The organism is Lichenifustis flavocetrariae, from assembly GCF_026130545.1.
GTDB lineage: Bacteria > Pseudomonadota > Alphaproteobacteria > Rhizobiales > Beijerinckiaceae > Lichenihabitans > Lichenihabitans flavocetrariae.
In genome coordinates, this window is sequence record NZ_JAMOIM010000024.1 from 22,066 (window position 1) to 38,594 (window position 16,529).

Here is a 16,529-nt window from a genome sequence, read left to right on the forward strand (position 1 = left end):
TGCTGCCGCGCCTTTGCAATTTCTTGAAAGTTTTCAGGCTGTCTGGAGCGGAAGCTGTGCGCAGCACAGGCTGCCTGATCGTTTAGCCATCCGGGTGTCATGTACGAACTCCGATCAACAGCGCCGACGCTGGGAGCCGCAACTCCTTCCTCACGACCCTCGATTGAGGCTCGCCCCGCCGTTGGTTTGCTTGAGGCTTATCTCGGTGATCTGAAGATCGGACTGATCCTGACCGATCGGGCCGGACGCATCGGAGGATACACGGCGGAAGCCAAACGCCTGTTGGGATTGCCCACCGGTCGGAGCCTCACGGGAGAAGCGCTGGGCCACGTCATGCGGCGGTGGATCCAACTCGACCCGGGGGAGCGACGGGCCGCCATCCGAGCACACCTACGCCGCCCTCTCCGAGACCGACAACCCGTAAGCCTCGACGTTGCAGTCGAGGGCAGAGACCTTGTGTTGGATTGGCACCCTCTCACCGATGCCGGATGGACCATCACGATCAGGGAACGCGCTGCCCTGTTGAGCGAGCCAGCCCAACCTGAGGGATGGCGTGACCATCTCACGGGCTTGGCCAATCGACCTCACTTCGAGATACGGCTTAAGGAAGCCTATGCGCGTTTGGCGCGCACAGGTGAACGCTTTGCGCTCCTGGCCGTGGACCTTGACCGCTTCAAGCACGTCAACGACACGCTGGGGCATCCGATCGGAGATGCGCTTCTACGCAAAGTCGCAGAGCGCTTGCAAACGACGCTCAGGCCAAACGATTGCGTCGCGAGGTTTGGCGGTGATGAATTCGCTGTGCTGCAGAGCGGTGCCGATGATGGCATTGCCGTTCAGGCGCTGGCAGCCCGTCTCGTCGACCTCCTCGGCCGCAGCTACATCTTGGAGGGACACCTCATCAACATCGGAGCGAGCGTCGGCGTGGCGCTGGCGCCGACCGATGGCGCAGATAGCGCGACGCTGGTCAAAAACGCCGACTTGGCGCTCTACCGGGCCAAGCTTGATGGCCGAAACATGTTCCGCTTTTTCGAGGCCGAGATGGGTGCCCGGATGGAGGCACGTCGTCAGCTGGAACTCGACCTGCGTAGGGCGCTTGCGCTGCGTCAGTTCGAGCTCGTGTACCAGCCACAGCTCAATCTCCAGAGCGGTCAGCTTGTCGGATGCGAAGCCCTGATCCGATGGCGGCACCCCCAGCGTGGAGTCGTGTCACCTCTCGAGTTCATCCCTTTGGCCGAGGAGATCGGGCTCATTGCGCCCATCGGTGAATGGGTGCTTCGCACCGCCTGCATGGAGGCCGTCAGCTGGCCAGGCGACTTTTCCATCGCCGTGAATCTGTCGCCAGCACAGTTTAAGAGCAAGAAGCTCGTCGACACCGTCAAGTCGGCGCTCGCTGCTTCCGGCCTCGCTGCACACCGGCTCGAACTGGAGATCACCGAAGGCGTGCTTCTGCACGAGAACCGCGACAATCTGGCCATCCTACACGCCCTGCGCGATCTCGGGCTGCGGATCTCCATGGATGATTTCGGGACCGGCTACTCATCGCTGAGCTACCTGCGCTCCTTTCCCTTCGACAAGATCAAGATTGATCGGTCCTTCGTGTCGGGGGGAATGACCACCAAAGACTCCATGGCCATCGTCCGCGCAATCGCCAGCCTGGGGTCGAGCTTTGGCATGACGACGGTCGCCGAAGGGGTAGAGACGCCCGAGCAGATGCAGGACATACGCGCCGAGGGCTGCACCGACGTGCAAGGTTATCTCATCAGCCGCCCCGTTGCGGCAGCGGAGATCGTCAAGTTGTTTGCCGGCCAGCGCTTGCCGAGCTCGATCCACCAACAATCTTCCGGTGCACGCCCATGACCGAACTCTACCGTCTGGTTTACACGAGCCGAAATCTTCTAACCGGAACGGAGCACGCCCGCGCCGCGGCCGTTGCCGAAATCCTCGCGACCTCTCAGGCCAATAATGCCCGCGTCGGTGTTTCCGGCGCCCTGCTCTTCAATGGCGGCTCTTTCGCGCAAGTGTTGGAAGGTCCCCGGCCAGTGGTTGAGCGCACCTTCGAGCGCATCCAACGCGATCCCCGTCACAGCGACGTAAACGTGCTGCAATGCGAGCCGGTTGCCGAACGCGGCTTCCCCAACTGGTCGATGGCCTTTGTTGGACATTCCGTCAAAGGTCGCGCGCTGTGGGACGAGATGGCCAGTCGAACGGGCTTCGACCTCGCCAGGATCGAGGGAGAAGATCTCTTTGCCACGTTGCACGCCATCGTGTTGGCGGAAGAAGGACTCGCGGCGGAGGACAGTTTCGACATGCCCGCAGCGCCAAACGTGCCATCGGAGAGCACGAAAGCTGGGGGGGAACTTGACGTGGTGCGTTTGCGAGCGGAGCTTCAGGACGCGATGCCGGAGGAACGGCAATCCAGCGCAATGGGGCCTGCACAAGGCTCGACAGTGGCTCAGATGGACGAGAGCAGGACGAGATCCGCCGCAGGCAAACCAGTGTCCGAAGCCGCGATCCTTCGCACAGCTTTGGCAGAAGAACGTGATCGCACGACTGAGCTCCGGCGCAACCTCGACGAAGCGCGCATCGCAACGGCCCTTGCAGAACAGCGAGCGGAGAAGTTGCGCCATGAGCGCGATCTCTGGGCAGGCCGCGCCAAGGTCCTCGCGGCTGCTTTGGCTCAGGACCTCGAACATGTGCAGGATCTGCAGCAAGCCAAGGTCCGTAGTGTGGCTTGAGCATTTCGGTAGTCCAGCTAGCTGCGCTGAGCGGCGGCCGCAAAGATCGTAGCGCCCAGGTTCGCTGATCAGAAGGCGGCCAAGATGTGGCAGCCTCACCTCCGTGCCGGACCGCCTTTCCGTCGGAGGGCACTCTATTCAAGCCCGGCCTGGGACACCCAGGCACGGCCCTTCGGCGACAGTGTCAACCAGACCCCAAGAGGTTCATCACGTCGCTGGTCCGGGACGGGGCTGTCGCAGGTGCGGCAGGGCTGTTGGCTTGTTGGCGCTGACAGTTGCCCCATTGCGGAAGCGTTCGTGACGCGTGTAGACGAATGAAGCGCTCAGGCGTCAGCGCGGAGACTCTTCAGGAAGACCCGCGCGACATCCCGCACCGCCTCGTCGTCTCGCGGCACATCGTCGGCTTTGTCCCAAAGATGGGCCAGGCTGACTTCAAGCTTATCCAGCAACTCAGGGTGCCGTTGTGCGAGGAACCGGAGGGTTCCAAACAGAAGATGTTCGATGGCCATCTCGCGGCGGCGCGCATCCGCAATCCGGTCGATGGGGGACAGTTCGTGTTGTGTCATACGGCGTTCAACACGTCAGTGTCGGCGAAGTTCAGCTCTGCAATGAGCCCGTGCTAGAGCGTGAGGCGCAAGCCTCGGTCAGCCGAATGGATCAGGATCGTAGGAATTGGCCTTGCTTCGTCGACCCCTCGCCCGACTGCACGATCAGCCGCTTACGATGTCGTTCGGCGCCATGACTGTGGATCGGCGCGGGATCCTGACGCCGATAGGCGCCGTAACTACCTGAATCATCGAAATCCGCAGGGTCCCTTGCCAATGCTGTTTCACGCCTTGACCATGAACAGCACTTAAGAAGTAGAACAAGGTTGCGCCGTTTAGCGCCTCAGAAAGCCGCTGAAAACAGCAAGCCCAGAGTTATTTCCTTTCCCGGTGATCGGCCGTGAGGCTAGCGAGACCGGTGCAAGGCGCGGGCGAAGTCGCAAAAACCTGCAAGCACGACACCGGCAACAACGATGGCAAAAATCTGGTCCATTGCCAGATCATAGGGCGGCAGTGGCTAAGGTCTAGTGGAAGTCGGCCGGCACCGCGCGATCCCCTCACCGCGCGAACCTCCGGCCTTTCTCATCTATGTCCAATCACGGGATCGTGAGCAATCGACAGGGTGTCGCATGAGTTCGCCCAATGATCAGGCGACCTTGCGCTCAGAGCAGTCACTCAGGGAAGAACAGGCCCATGGCCGAGAAGGTGGCGGCCTTGATCCGGCCCACGACCCTTCGCTACCTGGGGCTCCGTGGGAATTCCTTCAACGATACACGCTAAGGCGAGGCGGTTTGGCGGTGACGGGAAACAAGTGATTGTCGTGCCCGGCGCGGGGCCGATCAACGCCCCCCGAAAACCCGTCAGATTTCGTGCGACAAACCCTATCGGCTCGCGACGGTGTGCGAGAACCTCTGATTTCAGGTTTGTCGCACATGCTGGTCGGTTACATGCGAATTTCCACCAGTGACGAGCGCCAGTCGGTCGATCTGCAACGCGATGCCCTCATCGCCGCGGGTGCGGACGAGCGACATCTGCACCAGGACAAAGCGTCGGGCGCGCATGACGACCGACCGGCCTGAAAGTATGTATGGCCGATCTGCGCGATGGCGATGTGCTGATCGTCTGGAAGCTCGATCGGCTCGGCCGATCACTGTTGCATCTGATCCGTATCGTCGAGGAGCCGAAACAGCGCGGCGTCGCTTTCCGGTCGCGGACCGAAGCCATCGACACCACGAGTGTCTAGGGAACCACAATCCCCGACGCGCTCCTCGCCCAGGTCGCGCCGCAACCTTGGAGCCACATCGCGCTGACCGGCGACTATATTTGGAACGAGATTGACCACCCCCTCGAACGATACCGCCCGATCCGCGCCAACCGCTTCAATTCCAAGAACTTCGTCTTCCCTTAGCGTGTCTCATTGCAGAGATTCCCACGGAGCCCCAGGAAGGGCACCGCGAAGGCGCGGATGCGGCCATGATGCCGGCGCAGGAAGGCGATCGTGTCGTCGTCGTGCCGGGTCTGCCTGTTGGCCTGGGCCGCGGCCGTGGCCTGGGCGAGCGCCTCCCAGCTCGCGACGGTTGTGATCGCCGCATCGAGCGACAGGTCGTCCTCCTTGCGGGCCGCGATGGCGTTGCCGAACCCTGCGAAGAAGTCGAGGGCGTCGGCAGCCGCGGCGATGCTCTCTATAAGATGCGCCTCGCGATCGGCCTCGGCCTGCCGGAACGCGCGGCCGACCAGGGTCTCGAACATGGCGATCGCCACATCGGTGAGCGCCGTCTCGGTGTCGCGCAGGAAGGCGGCCAGGGTGGCGTACCGGCGGCCCGGGCGCATCTGCGTGAAGTTCTGAGCCGTGAGGCGCCGGCCTTCCTGGGCCAGGCGGCGGATGCGGTGGGCCGGAATGGCCTTGAGCACGGATGCGGGAACACCGACGTGACGCACGGCCTCGAGCCGGTCGACGAGGCCGCGCATGGCCGTCCGGCCAGCGGCGCCTGGCGGCTCGCGCAGCCAGGAGACCCCGCTCTGCCGGGCATGTCGTGGTCCGATCGTGAGCAGCGCCTCCATGCGAACGACGAGGGCGGGCGTCAGCCGCCCCGCGACGTCGGCCAGCAGGGCCTCCTCGGCCTCGGTGCAGGCTTGGGCCGCGAGACGCTCCAGCACCGTGATGCCGGGAATGACGATGCGCCGCCGCCGCATCTCGTCGGCCAGGGCGCAAACCACGAGCCGGTCCTTGGTCGCCGCGAGGGCGACACCGCGCGCGAAGGCGACGAGGTCGCCGCGCACCGGGCGGGACAGGTCGGCGAAACCGAAGCGGCGGCGCAGGATCGCCAACTGCTCGTAGCGGGTGGGCACGCGGCGGGCGAAGGCGGCGAGCGCGTCTGGATCGACCCCGAGCTGTTCGGCTAGGAAACTCCCGGCACCGCTCGCGGCCATCAACATGCAGCATGGGCTCCTGTCGCATCGCGGCGAACTGGTGAAGACGCTGGAGGCCGAAGACGGGCGGGTCGAACTGCGGGCCGTCACCGGACCCGATTACGGCCGCATCTGGGATCATGAACTCGTCGGTGCTGTCATGAAGATTGCGGGCGACGGGGTCGGCGACACGCGCTGGAAAGTGCCGGGCGTCCTCGACTGGTCGACCATGGTGCACAACCCCCACCTGGCGGTGACAAAGGAGACGACCACGCTCTACACCTCCGATCGCGATGTCTTCCTGTTCCTGGTCGACGACACCCATCCGATCGAGGCCGGGCGGTTGCCGAACGGCGATCCGGATCTGTTCTTCCGCGGTTTTTATTGCTGGAATTCCGAGGTGGGCTCGAAGACCCTCGGCATGGCGTCCTTCTATCTTCGTGCCGTGTGCATGAACAGGACCATTTGGGGCGCGGAAGGCTTCGAGGAGATCACGATCCGGCACTCGAAGTTTGCCGCCGGGCGTTTCGCCCACGAGACCACGCCGGCGTTGGAACGCTTCGCCACCTCCTCGCCCGCCCCCTTCGTGGCTGGCATCCGGGCGGCGCGAGACCGCATCGTTGCCCGCAAGGACGAGGAGCGCGACAGCTTTCTGCGCGGGCGCGGGTTTTCCAAAGCCGAGACGCAGACGATCGTCGCGACCGTGCTGCGGGAAGAAGGGCGTCCACCGGAGTCGATCTTCGACTTCGTGCAAGGCATCACGGCCCTCGCCCGCAGCAAGCCGCATCAGGATACCCGCCTCGACCTGGAGGGCCGCGCCGCCAAGCTGCTCGCCGCTGCGCGATGAGGTGATGCGCAGCGGGTGGCGGCTGTTCTGGCTCGGTATGTGTGAGCGTTGAGCCGGGTGAGAGTGAAAGGGTGGAGCGGGGTTTCGTGACGGGTCAGGACGAGAGGCAAAGAGCATCTCGGGGCCCGTCATGGAGATCCGTTCCATGGCCCCTGCGCTTCCGAAGATCGTTCTCAGCGCGTCGCGAGACATACCCTTCAACAAGCTGATGCTCAGCCAGGCGAACGTGCGCCGGGTCAAGGCCGGCGTGTCGATCGAGGAGCTGGCTGAGGATATCGCCCGACGCACCCTGTTGCAGAGCCTCACCGTACGACCCGTTCTTGACGCGAACGGACTTGAGACCGGGATGTTCGAGATCCCTGCCGGCGGGCGTCGCTACCGCGCCCTCGACCTGCTGGTCAGGCAAAAGCGCCTGGCCAAGACCGCACCCGTCCCCTGCGTCATTCGCGAGGACGGCCTCGCCGAGGAAGACTCGCTGGCCGAAAACATCCAGCGCGCGCCTTTGCATCCGCTCGACCAGTTCCGCGCCTTTCTGGCCTTGCGCGAGAAGGGACAGTCGGAGGAGGAGATCGCCGCGGCTTTCTTCGTCTCCGTCGCCGTCGTCAAGCAGCGGCTGCGTCTGGCCGCGGTGTCCCCCAGGCTCCTCGACGTCTATGCCGAGGATGGGCTCACGCTTGATCAATTGATGGCTTTTACGGTGAGCGGCGACCACGCACGCCAGGAGCAGGTCCACGAGCGGCTGCAAGCCTCCTTTACGCGGGAGCCCTATGTGATCCGCCGCATGCTGACCGAGAAGGCCGTGCGAGCCTCCGACAAGCGGGTGCAATTCATCGGTTTGGACGCCTATATCGATGCCGGCGGCACGATCATGCGCGATCTGTTCCAGAGCGACGACGGTGGGTGGTTGCAGGATGTCGCGCTGCTCGACCGGTTGGTGGCGGCTAAGCTCGCAGAGGCCGCCGAGGCGGTCCGCTCCGAAGGTTGGCACTGGATCGAGGTGGCGCCCGATCTGCCCTATGGCCACGTCTATGGCCTACGTCAGCTGCGTGGCGAGCCCATCGCCGCCTCTGAGGAGGAACAGGCTGCGCGGGCTGCGCTGCAGGCCGACCATGACAGCTTGGAGGAGCGTTATGCCGACGCCGCAGACCAGCCCGAGGCGGTCGACCGGCGGCTTGGCGAGATCGAGGCGGCCCTGGCGGCTCTCGATGATCAACCCCTGGCCTTCGATCCGGCCGAGGTGGCGCGGGCGGGAAGCTTCGTCAGTATCGGGATCGAGGGTCGGCTTCGGATCGAGCGCGGTTATGTGCGTCCCGAGGATGAAGCCCCCCTCCTGTCTGACCCGCAGCCGGGTGCCAGCGGCGACGCCGATGGGGGTAAGCCCGCGGATTTCGGCAGCACAGGCACGGCGCCCAGTGCCATGCCGATGGGTGTCGCGACGGCCGACGCGAGGACGGTCGAGCCGGAGGAGGACGAAGGATTGAAGCCCCTCTCCGATCGGCTGATGACCGAACTGACGGCGCATCGGACGCTGGCGCTCCGCCAGGCCCTCGGCGAACAGCCGGAGGTGGCGTTCCTCGCGGCTCTTCATGCCCTCTGCCTCAAGGCCTTCTTCCGCTACGTGCCCGACAGCTGCCTGGAGCTCGATCTGAAACAGATCGGCTTCTCGGCCCAGGCGCCGGGATTGAACGACAGCCCAGTTGCGACCGCGATCGAGGCCCGTCACCAGGCCTGGGCCGCCACCCTGCCGAAAGATCCGGGCGACCTCTGGGACGTGCTGCACAGCTTCGACCGCGACAGCCGGCAGCTGCTCTTCGCGCATTGCGTGGCACTGTCGGTCAATGCCGTGGCCGAGACCTACAATCGCCGCCCGCGAGCGCTCGCCCATGCCGATCGTCTGGCTGCAGCCGTCGATCTCGACATGGCGGCGGCGGGATGGACGCCGTCTGTCGAGACCTATCTCGGTCGTCACCAAGGCCCGCATCCTGGAAGCGGTGCGGGAGGCCAAGAGCGAGCGCGTGGCTGAGAGCATCGCCCACCTCAGGAAGGGCGAGATGGGTGAGGCGGCGCAAGCGCTGCTGATCGGATCCGGTTGGCTGCCCGAGCCGTTGCGTACGCCAGGTCGCGATCGGAGCGTGCCAGACGATGCGCCTCTGATGAAAACGCCGGAGATCGTGATCGACGGCGATCAGGTTGCCGCGACAGGCGATCTGGAGCCCAGCGTCGAGCTGGACTGCCCCCTGCCGCACGCGATCGCGGCTGAATAGCCGCAACACTTCCTCCCTTTCACCCTTGGGCCTGCCGGCTCGGACCACCTGACGAAGCGCGCTTCGTCGGGACCGACGGCAGGTCTTTTCCGTTCAGGAGACCGGTATGACGGAGTGCAATGCCTCCGATCTCGCACGCCATCTCGCTCAGCACACGGAAGCGGTGTGCCGCCACTATCTGCCGGCGGGGCGGCGGCAGGGACGCTATTGGATTGTCGGCGACGTTCGCAACACGCCGGGCCGCTCCACCTTCGTGCGGCTCGTCGGGTCCGAACGCGGTAAAGGTGCCGCTGGTAAGTGGAGCGATCCCGCCACGGGGGAATACGGCGATCTTCTCGATCTCATCGGCGCGAGCTGCGGCCTCGTCACCTTCAGCGACGTCGTGCGAGAAGCGTGTCGTTTCCTCAGCCTGCCGCGACCGGCGTCGCGGGTGCGCTTGGAGCGTCGCCGTGTACCCGCAGCAGCCGGATCGCCACAGGCCGCACAACGTCTTTTTGCATTGTCGCGACCGATCGATGGCACGCTCGCCGAAACTTACCTGCGCTCGCGCGATCTTGACGGGCTGCACGAGACCGCCGCGCTCCGCTTTCACCCGGCCTGTCGCTACAAGCACGACACCGGCCCGGATGAGCTCTGGCCAGCGATGATCGCCGCCGTCACCGATGTGTCCGGTGACATTACGGGCGTCCAACGCACCTATCTGTCGTCCGACGGCCGCAAGGCGCCGGTCGACTCGCCACGGCGCGCCCTCGGCTACCTGCTCGGCCACGCCGTGCGGTTCGGCACGGCTGCCGAAGTGATGGCGGCCGGGGAAGGCATCGAGACCATGTTGTCGTTGCGCTGCGTGCTGCCCACCATGCCGATGCTGGCGGCGCTCTCGGCGGCTCACCTTGCCGCCGTCCTGTTTCCTCCGACGCTCCGCCGGCTCTACATCGCAAGCGACCTGGACACGGCTGGCCGTGTGGCCTGCGACCGATTATTCGAGCGGGCGCAACAGGCCGGCATCGAGGCGATCGCCTTGCGGCCCTGGCGCGGCGACTTCAACGACGACCTCTTTTCCGACGGCCCGGACGCGCTGCTGGCCCACCTGCGGGTGCAGCTTGCGGCGGAGGATGTCGAGCGCTTTACGAAACCTGCGGCTCCGGCATGTCCGGGGTTGGCGGTTAACCGACGCTGCGTCGATCGAAGCGGCGGGTGAAGCGTCACGGTGACCCGATACCCGACGGCAGGCGCACCCTGGCCTTCTTGAGAGGCGATCGAGGCCGAGCCGGCTTGGCCCGGCAACGGCTGCGGCCGGCTTTCTTCCCCGGCGCGGCCTCCTCGCGCAACAACAAAGCCGCCCTTCGCCGTCCTCCGCTCATGCTCCGGCCGCGGCGCGTTGCGCCTGCGGTGCCAGACCGATCCAGCCCGGCCAAGGGGATCGCACGAAGGCCGCGAGGAGCGCGGCCGACCGCCAGGATCTCCCCCATGACACCCGACCCGCTCACCCTCGATCTCGACCCCATGCACGGCGCCTCGCCCACCGACCAACTCGTCAGCCGGCTCGAACTCTTCGGCTATCAGCCCTCGCCTGACGAACCCGACCCGCGGCCCGCCCTCGAGGACGAACGTCTGCAGATGGCCGCGGAGGACATCGTCGACGTTCTCACCACCGTGCTGACCGGCACCCGCTCCGAGCCCGATCTCGACGACCTGCTCTGGGGCGCCGTCAACCTGTTCCACCGCAGCGTCGACCGCGTGCAGCGCCTCCTCGATGCTAACGCGGATGCGCAGCGCAAGAGCCAGCGCGAGCAGGACGGCTCCGAGGTCCGCTCGGTCGAACTCGAACGCCTGCTCGCTCAAGGCGAAGTCCTGATCGACCGTCGCGACACCCTGGAGGCGCTGCGCGATCGCGCGGCAGAAGCCTTCGAGGCACACACCGGTTCCGTGTGGCGGCCCCGCGCCGGCTCACTGGTCAACCATCGGGCGCTGACCGCGGCGGTGATCGACAGCCGTGATTTCCTGATGGCCAAACGGCGGACCGAGACCGCTGTGCTGATGCCGGCCGGCCCGCGCATCGCCTTCACGGGCGGCCTCGACTGCAACGATCATCGTGCGATCTGGGCCGCACTCGATCGGGTGCAAGCCAAGCATGCCGGCATGGTGCTGCTGCACGGCGGCTCACCGAAGGGGGCCGAACTGATCGCCGCCAAATGGGCGGATCATCGCAAGGTGCCGCAGATTGCCTTCCGGCCGGATTGGACCCGGCATGCCAAGGCGGCGCCATTCAAGCGCAACGACGCCCTGCTCGATACGCTGCCGATCGGGGTTGTGGTGTTCCCGGGCTCTGGCATTTCCGACAATCTGGCCGACAAGGCCCGCAAGCTCGGCATCCCGCTGTTTGATTTTCGGACGAGAGGAGGCACGTGAGGGCGCCGTGAACCCTCATCCGAGAGGTCATCTCGTCGGAGGTTCCACGCGAGGCATTACCGCCGATGCCACTACGAGACCGCCAACGCGGCTCTCTTGCGGCGCGGCCCATCCATCGACCTGCCTCAGGAGTGCGTGTGCGCCTTCACATACGCTTTCAAAATGTCCTGCATCCGGGTCAGGTGGCCCTTGCCCTGCCGTTTGAAGAACTCGAAGACGTCGGGATCGAGTTTAAGATGGACGGCTTTTGAGCTTCTCGCGGGTTCCAGCCGAGCCTTCGCCCAGAACTCCGGCCCGAGCTCCTCGACTCCGGTGGGCGCCGCCGGATCGTGGAACAGTTCATCTCGGTCCTTCATCTCCCTGATGGAAGCGAGCGAGGCTCTCCTTGTATCGGTCATGTTCGTCACGCCCTCCTTTCCATGCTGTGATCAGGCGGGTTTCGCCGCCCCTGTCGGTGTGCACGACGATGAAGCATTCGTCCTCCACCAAGCCGATCGAGATTTGACGGACCTCGCCATAGTCTTCCCTTGTGTCGATCGAGGTCAGAACGGGCCCCTCGAAAATCAGGGCCGCGTAAACCATGTCGACCTTCCGTTCGGCGATGACCTGCCGCCGTTTCTTCTCATCCCACTGAAACAGCAACCCCATTCATCCCTTGTCGCTCAACGCTCCCTCATCGAAGGACGAGGCGTCTGCGGAGGGCATAGGCTGATCCTCCACCTCAATGTACACTCTTTACGTAGATTCCCCAAGCCTTCTCGTCCGCGATCGGAGTGTCTGAGGCGCTCGCCGTTCACGTCGGGCCGACCTACCGCACGACGATATAGACGTTCGACGCCGATCAGATCGGAGTGTGTCGGACGGTTGCAGGAGATCGCTTCCGCAAACACTCGCACGATGAGGGCTGAACCCACGCCCCACCGGAGCCCTCACCTGTGTTGACCGACCAAGTCCTCGGCTGAGCCTTTGGCAGGGGAGCGGCGCCTGCGCCGACCTTGCGCAGGATCGTCAGACCATGAGCGCGAGGCTCCGAAACAGGATCAAAGTGCCGAGCGGACCAGCCGACCTCCTCGATGACCAAGACGCCAAAGACGTGTCCCATCTCATCTGAACGAACCCGCGTCCCGCACGGCCTCTGTCATGGCTTGATCTGACCGAAGGACGGCTGCGCCTTGACCGCCTTGACCGCAATGGGTCGGGCCAACTTTCTTCCCCTGACGTCGCCACCCCGCGCGAAGCATGCGCGGGGCCCCTTGGTGGCGCCGCCATTCCTCGCGGGATCAAGAAAGTCATCCCGATCCCATCCTCCGCTCCGCTGCGGGCCTGAAACCCACCCCACGCGACACGTCGCGCGAGGCCCCGGGGGCTGCGGCGGCGCTCGCCTCCGGTCTCGCGATCGCCATCGAGGCCGCGATGGGCGCGGGTTCGACCAGACCAAGGATCACGGATATGGCGACCATCGGTTCATTCAAGAAGATCGGCACGGGCTACACGGGCGAGATCACCACGCTTTCGGTGCAAGCCAAGAACGTCAAGATCGTCCACGAGGAGACCCGGACAAGCGAGGGCGCTCCACACTACCGCATCTTCGTCGGCCGAGCCGAGATCGGCGCCGCTTGGATCAAGCGCTCCAACGAGGGCCGCGGCTACCTGAGCCTGAAGCTCGATGATCCTTCCTTCAGCAACCCGATCTTCGCCAACCTCTTCGAGGACGACAGCGCTGAAAGCCACAGCCTGGTGTGGTCACGGCCGAGCAAACGCAACGGCGAGTGAGAGCCACGAGCCCTGCCGCACGCGCGGCAGGGCTCATCCAGAACGAGGCAGATGATCCACTTCGGGGGTCCGGCATCGTCTCACCATCCCGATCACGTTGCTTACCATCTTCGCGCATTGGAGCTGCGCCATGATCTTCCTCGGCCTGTTTGTCCTCGCCACGCTCGTTGCCCTGACCCGGTACCTGTTCTGTCTCGCCGTCTACACGGTGCCGACCGTCTGCGGCCTCGGTGTCGCGTTTGTAGCGCAGGCGACCGGAGCCGGCCTGCTCGGCGCCGGATTGGCCGGGCTGCTCACGAGCACCTTTTCCCTTGCTGCAGGCCGGATGCTGTTCGCGCGCGCTCGCTCTCCTCTCACCCGTGTCCTGATCGGTGTCCTCTACGTCTCACCAGCCTTTGCGTCGGGCTTTGGCCTCTCCTATGAGCTGCTTGCACCCGGCCCGTCCAATGTCGTCTGGCACGTGGGGCTGGCGCTGCTGGGCGGCGTGATGACCGGCGTGGTGGCGTTGCAGCGCCTGGCTGCATGGCTCTGACGAGATCGGAGGAAGGAACGGCTGGTCGCCGTGATCCACGACGGGCCTGGACATCAGGGCGGACGCCCTCGCAAGTCACTCACTGCAGAACTCTAGGGCTCAGCCTTGTACCGATCGAAAGCCGTCAGCCGCTGCGTGTGCGGCCACACCTCGCGAAGGTAGATTTCGCGCTGGAGGAAGCTGACCTCAGCCGTGAGCATATCCTCATCGACCTCCCGCCACCACGCGCGGGGCCGTCCATCCCGACCATCGTTCCACCGATAGCCACGTCGCTTGAGCTGCTCCTTCTGGTCATAGGGCGCCGCCTCGGCCCCGACTCGCACCCGGGTCGCTACAGATCGGTCGAGAAGGTGGCGCAGCACCGCGCCGTTTCCGTCCGGCAGGGGGGTGGCCAAGAGTTCCAGCACGGCATGGCAGTCGTCGGCCGCGCGGTGCCCATGATGACCATCCACATTGACCGACGAGGTAGCCGAGCTTCGCGCCCTCGTAGCCGAGACCTGCCCAATCGACCTCCTTGACCGAGCAGGCCCAGGCTTTGGGGCCGAACCCGCGTGCCAAGCGCTCGCAATACGGGCGATCAAAGGCGGCGTTGTGCGCGATCACAAGATCGGCCGCCTCGATGAACGCATCGACGGCGGCGACATCGATCGCGTGACCCATCACCATGTCGGGGGTAATGCCGGTCAGTCGTGTGATCTCCGGGCTGATCGGGAGTGTGGGTTCGTGCAAGGCGCTGAACGTGTCGATCACGTGGACGATGCTGCCCTCGGTGTCGTAGATGAAAGCCACCATGCCGATTTCGATGATCTCGTCGCGCGTAGGGTCAAGGCCGGTCGTTTCGGTATCGACGATGACGGCGATCGCCTCGCCGGGAGCGAGAGCGCGTGCCGGAGTCACGGCCCGCGGTCGCAGGCGCCGCAGGACGCGATAGTCATCGCTCGCCTCGAGCACCCTGGCGGCAAACTCTGGCGCGATCGCGCGGGATTGGCGTGTGCGGGACCGCGGGCGTGCACCCTTTGCCACGCCGCGTGTGGCCGTCCTGCTTTCCATGACTCTGATGGGATCGTCGTCGAAGAGATCGGCTTGCCAGAACACGATCACCTCCGTCCGGCTTCGGGCGCGTCGCGGCGTTCAACCGCGCCGAGCAAGATGAATCATCGCCTCGCTTTTGTCAGCCCGTCTTGCAGGTCATGTTCAAACCGAAAGGTACCGCGTGAATGACATGGTGCCAGACAGGATGCGGAACCCAATCCTGCTGACTCGCTTGCTGTTTCTACGGCGCTGGCGGAAGTTTCGACACCCAACTTGCCGGAACGCTCGGCTCGCGTTGGTCGGGCCAATCCTCATAGGGCCAGGAGAGGCGATAGACGTCCCCGCCATCAAGACCGAGAGCAAGCCCTTCAACGCCATCTGCGGTGGGTCTCAGGTTCCCAAAATAGCTCGGTAGCACCAGGTTACCTTCTCCCGAACGCCGGACCGTTGTTAGTTTGCCGAGGAAGGTGCCGTCATCAGCCCATGTGAACTCGGAGTATTCGTAACGCCACGGGCCGATGAACTTGTCCGCCACATAGCCGGCATCCTCACCCTGGACCCGGAATATGATCTTGGTGTCCGTCAGCTGTCCCAGAAGGCCCAAGGCCTCGGGTCCGTAGGCTTCCTTGGCCTGACCAAGCGACTGGTAGGCCATGATGAGCGTCATTCCTTTGGCTGCGTGGGAGGCGGGCACTTCGAACAGGCTTTTGATTTTTCCGAGTTGCGGAAATTCATCGAGTGCGAGCCAGATACGGCGATCGTCGTTGTTCTTGAGGTTGCCGCCTCCGGCATAAGCGATCATGTGTTCGATCACGGCCGAAATCCACAGCCGGGACGTTTCGGCAAATTGCGGCATACGCTGCAGAATGAGGGTTCTCGGACCCTTGTACTGATCGCTGATCCAATCTGAAATCGAAAGCTGATACTTCGGATCCAAGTCGCCCCAGGCCGCTGCGAGGGGCTGGATCAGGCGCGCGACGGGCGCGAGCAGGGTGGTGAAGTAACTCGATGAGGTCTTTGTGAACTCGCCGTTCTCCAGTGCTGCGAACTGGGCTGCCATTGGGTAGTTGGATACGATCATGTCGTAGATTTTGACCGGGCTCTGCTGGATTGCAGCACAGAGTTCCTTCCATCCCCAGGCTGTGCCATGCTGCCGTTGCAGGGCGATCAGAATGCCGGTCATGATCTGTTGGCCACCTTGCGCCCATTGAGCCTCTTTACCCTCTGGGCAGAGGGCTGCAGCGAATTCGAAGTTGAGCTGCCCCTGGATGTCGCGGCCGATATCCCACCCCCAGGAGCGGGCGTCATGCGGGGCGAGCAGGATGAAATCGTCGTTCGGCCAGCTTTCCGTCATGTCGCCTTTCGTGTCATGGACGATCAGCTTATGCTTGGCGTCGATCAGCTGGCGAAGCCAGGATCTGAGCACAACTGTTTTGCCCGATCGCTGACCACCGAGCAGCATGAAGCTGCGAACTTCGCGATCCTTTGTGAGGGGAACACCGGGCGCGAGATCGATGGTGTGGCCGCGGAGCAGGGCTTCGGATAAAGCCGTCTTGGCCTTACTCGCAGCCTGCGGTCCTTCGATGAGGGACGGCCCGTCGACCCACACCGCATTCCTTTTTCGACGTGTGGCGAACCATACCATAACCGTGAATGGGAATGCGAAGACGAGGCCTGCGTGAAATGCGGTGGTAACGCGCAGGTCAAATTCCGAGGTATCTTCGAGGAATAGGGCATCATCGCCCTCATCGGTGCTGCGAAGCACTCTCGCGAGCGACTCGGTAAATAGATCGATCACAGCATTGTAGGCGGTGTTTCGGCTTATACCAGCGGCCTTTTCGAGTCGCTGATCGATGGGCATCTTCTGCAAAGATGGAGAGGCGAGCGGGCCGAACAACACAAGGGCTGCGACAACGGTTGCGGTCGGGAGACCGAGCAGCGCTGCCACACAGGTGGGCCAGATCGGCCGATAGAATTTCA

10 protein-coding genes and 5 pseudogenes are annotated in these 16,529 nt (G+C 64.3%); 9 read left to right on the plus strand and 6 right to left on the minus strand.

Annotated features, from left to right (window positions below):
* Window positions 1-186: 186 nt before the first annotated feature.
* The gene (locus M8523_RS25380; protein ID WP_282587690.1) at window positions 187-1,860 is read left to right on the plus strand and encodes a putative bifunctional diguanylate cyclase/phosphodiesterase; all 1,674 of its coding nucleotides are present in this window, start codon (window positions 187-189) and stop codon (window positions 1,858-1,860) included.
* Entirely contained in the window at window positions 1,857-2,738 is an 882-nt protein-coding gene (locus M8523_RS25385) for a BLUF domain-containing protein (protein ID WP_282587691.1), read from the plus strand. The genes M8523_RS25380 and M8523_RS25385 overlap by 4 nt, the downstream gene beginning before the upstream one ends.
* 323 nt (window positions 2,739-3,061) lie before the next feature.
* On the opposite strand, the gene M8523_RS25390 is transcribed toward M8523_RS25385, so the two are convergent.
* Window positions 3,062-3,304: a hypothetical protein gene (locus tag M8523_RS25390; RefSeq protein ID WP_282587692.1), complete on the minus strand. Its 243-nt coding sequence runs from the start codon at window positions 3,302-3,304 to the stop codon at window positions 3,062-3,064.
* A gap of 926 nt (window positions 3,305-4,230) precedes the next feature.
* Between M8523_RS25390 and M8523_RS25395 the strand changes: the two are divergent.
* Window positions 4,231-4,526, plus strand: a pseudogene (locus M8523_RS25395) (recombinase family protein).
* Window positions 4,527-4,723: 197 nt separating this feature from the next.
* Here the strand turns inward: M8523_RS25395 and M8523_RS25400 are convergent.
* Window positions 4,724-5,698 (minus strand): annotated as a pseudogene (locus M8523_RS25400) (DUF4158 domain-containing protein); the annotation flags it as partial.
* Between M8523_RS25400 and M8523_RS25405 the strand changes: the two are divergent.
* From M8523_RS25405 to M8523_RS25420, 4 genes and pseudogenes are all read left to right on the plus strand, one after another.
* A pseudogene (locus tag M8523_RS25405) lies at window positions 5,685-6,539 on the plus strand (DUF932 domain-containing protein); the annotation flags it as partial. The pseudogenes M8523_RS25400 and M8523_RS25405 overlap by 14 nt on opposite strands.
* Before the next feature lie 145 nt (window positions 6,540-6,684).
* A pseudogene (locus M8523_RS25410) lies at window positions 6,685-8,803 on the plus strand (ParB/RepB/Spo0J family partition protein).
* A 106-nt stretch (window positions 8,804-8,909) separates the two neighbouring features.
* Window positions 8,910-10,001, plus strand: a complete 1,092-nt coding sequence (locus M8523_RS25415; RefSeq protein ID WP_282587693.1) for a DUF7146 domain-containing protein — start codon at window positions 8,910-8,912, stop codon at window positions 9,999-10,001.
* A 269-nt stretch (window positions 10,002-10,270) separates the two neighbouring features.
* Window positions 10,271-11,212, plus strand: coding sequence for a DUF2493 domain-containing protein (locus M8523_RS25420; protein ID WP_282587694.1), 942 nt, complete (start codon window positions 10,271-10,273; stop codon window positions 11,210-11,212).
* 125 nt (window positions 11,213-11,337) lie between these two features.
* Here M8523_RS25420 and M8523_RS25425 read toward each other — a convergent pair whose 3' ends face one another.
* On the minus strand, window positions 11,338-11,610 hold the full coding sequence (locus M8523_RS25425) for a BrnA antitoxin family protein (protein ID WP_282587728.1): 273 nt from the start codon (window positions 11,608-11,610) through the stop codon (window positions 11,338-11,340).
* On the minus strand, window positions 11,552-11,860 hold the full coding sequence (locus tag M8523_RS25430) for a BrnT family toxin (protein WP_282587695.1): 309 nt from the start codon (window positions 11,858-11,860) through the stop codon (window positions 11,552-11,554). Before M8523_RS25430 ends, M8523_RS25425 begins: the two co-directional genes overlap by 59 nt.
* 801 nt (window positions 11,861-12,661) lie before the next feature.
* Between M8523_RS25430 and M8523_RS25435 the strand changes: the two genes are divergently transcribed.
* Entirely contained in the window at window positions 12,662-12,985 is a 324-nt protein-coding gene (locus tag M8523_RS25435) for a DUF736 domain-containing protein (RefSeq protein WP_282587729.1), read from the plus strand.
* Between the two features lie 130 nt (window positions 12,986-13,115).
* Complete coding sequence (locus M8523_RS25440; RefSeq protein WP_282587696.1) at window positions 13,116-13,517, plus strand: hypothetical protein; 402 nt, start codon at window positions 13,116-13,118, stop codon at window positions 13,515-13,517.
* Between the two features lie 92 nt (window positions 13,518-13,609).
* Here the strand turns inward: M8523_RS25440 and M8523_RS25450 are convergent.
* Both M8523_RS25450 and M8523_RS25455 read right to left on the minus strand, forming a co-directional pair.
* A pseudogene (locus M8523_RS25450) lies at window positions 13,610-14,567 on the minus strand (3'-5' exonuclease).
* Window positions 14,568-14,790: 223 nt separating this feature from the next.
* Window positions 14,791-16,446, minus strand: a complete 1,656-nt coding sequence (locus tag M8523_RS25455; protein WP_282587699.1) for a type IV secretion system DNA-binding domain-containing protein — start codon at window positions 16,444-16,446, stop codon at window positions 14,791-14,793.
* Window positions 16,447-16,529: the final 83 nt, after the last annotated feature.

Bases quoted from the DNA above. Each gene is read 5' to 3' on its own strand.
- M8523_RS25385 (WP_282587691.1), top strand. From the start codon at position 1,857: ATGACCGAACTCTACCGTCTGGTTTACACGAGCCGAAATCTTCTAACC.
- M8523_RS25390 (WP_282587692.1), bottom strand. From the start codon at position 3,304: ATGACACAACACGAACTGTCCCCCATCGACCGGATTGCGGATGCGCGC.
- M8523_RS25415 (WP_282587693.1), top strand. From the start codon at position 8,910: ATGACGGAGTGCAATGCCTCCGATCTCGCACGCCATCTCGCTCAGCAC.
- M8523_RS25420 (WP_282587694.1), top strand. From the start codon at position 10,271: ATGACACCCGACCCGCTCACCCTCGATCTCGACCCCATGCACGGCGCC.
- M8523_RS25425 (WP_282587728.1), bottom strand. From the start codon at position 11,610: ATGACCGATACAAGGAGAGCCTCGCTCGCTTCCATCAGGGAGATGAAG.
- M8523_RS25430 (WP_282587695.1), bottom strand. From the start codon at position 11,860: ATGGGGTTGCTGTTTCAGTGGGATGAGAAGAAACGGCGGCAGGTCATC.
- M8523_RS25435 (WP_282587729.1), top strand. From the start codon at position 12,662: ATGGCGACCATCGGTTCATTCAAGAAGATCGGCACGGGCTACACGGGC.
- M8523_RS25440 (WP_282587696.1), top strand. From the start codon at position 13,116: ATGATCTTCCTCGGCCTGTTTGTCCTCGCCACGCTCGTTGCCCTGACC.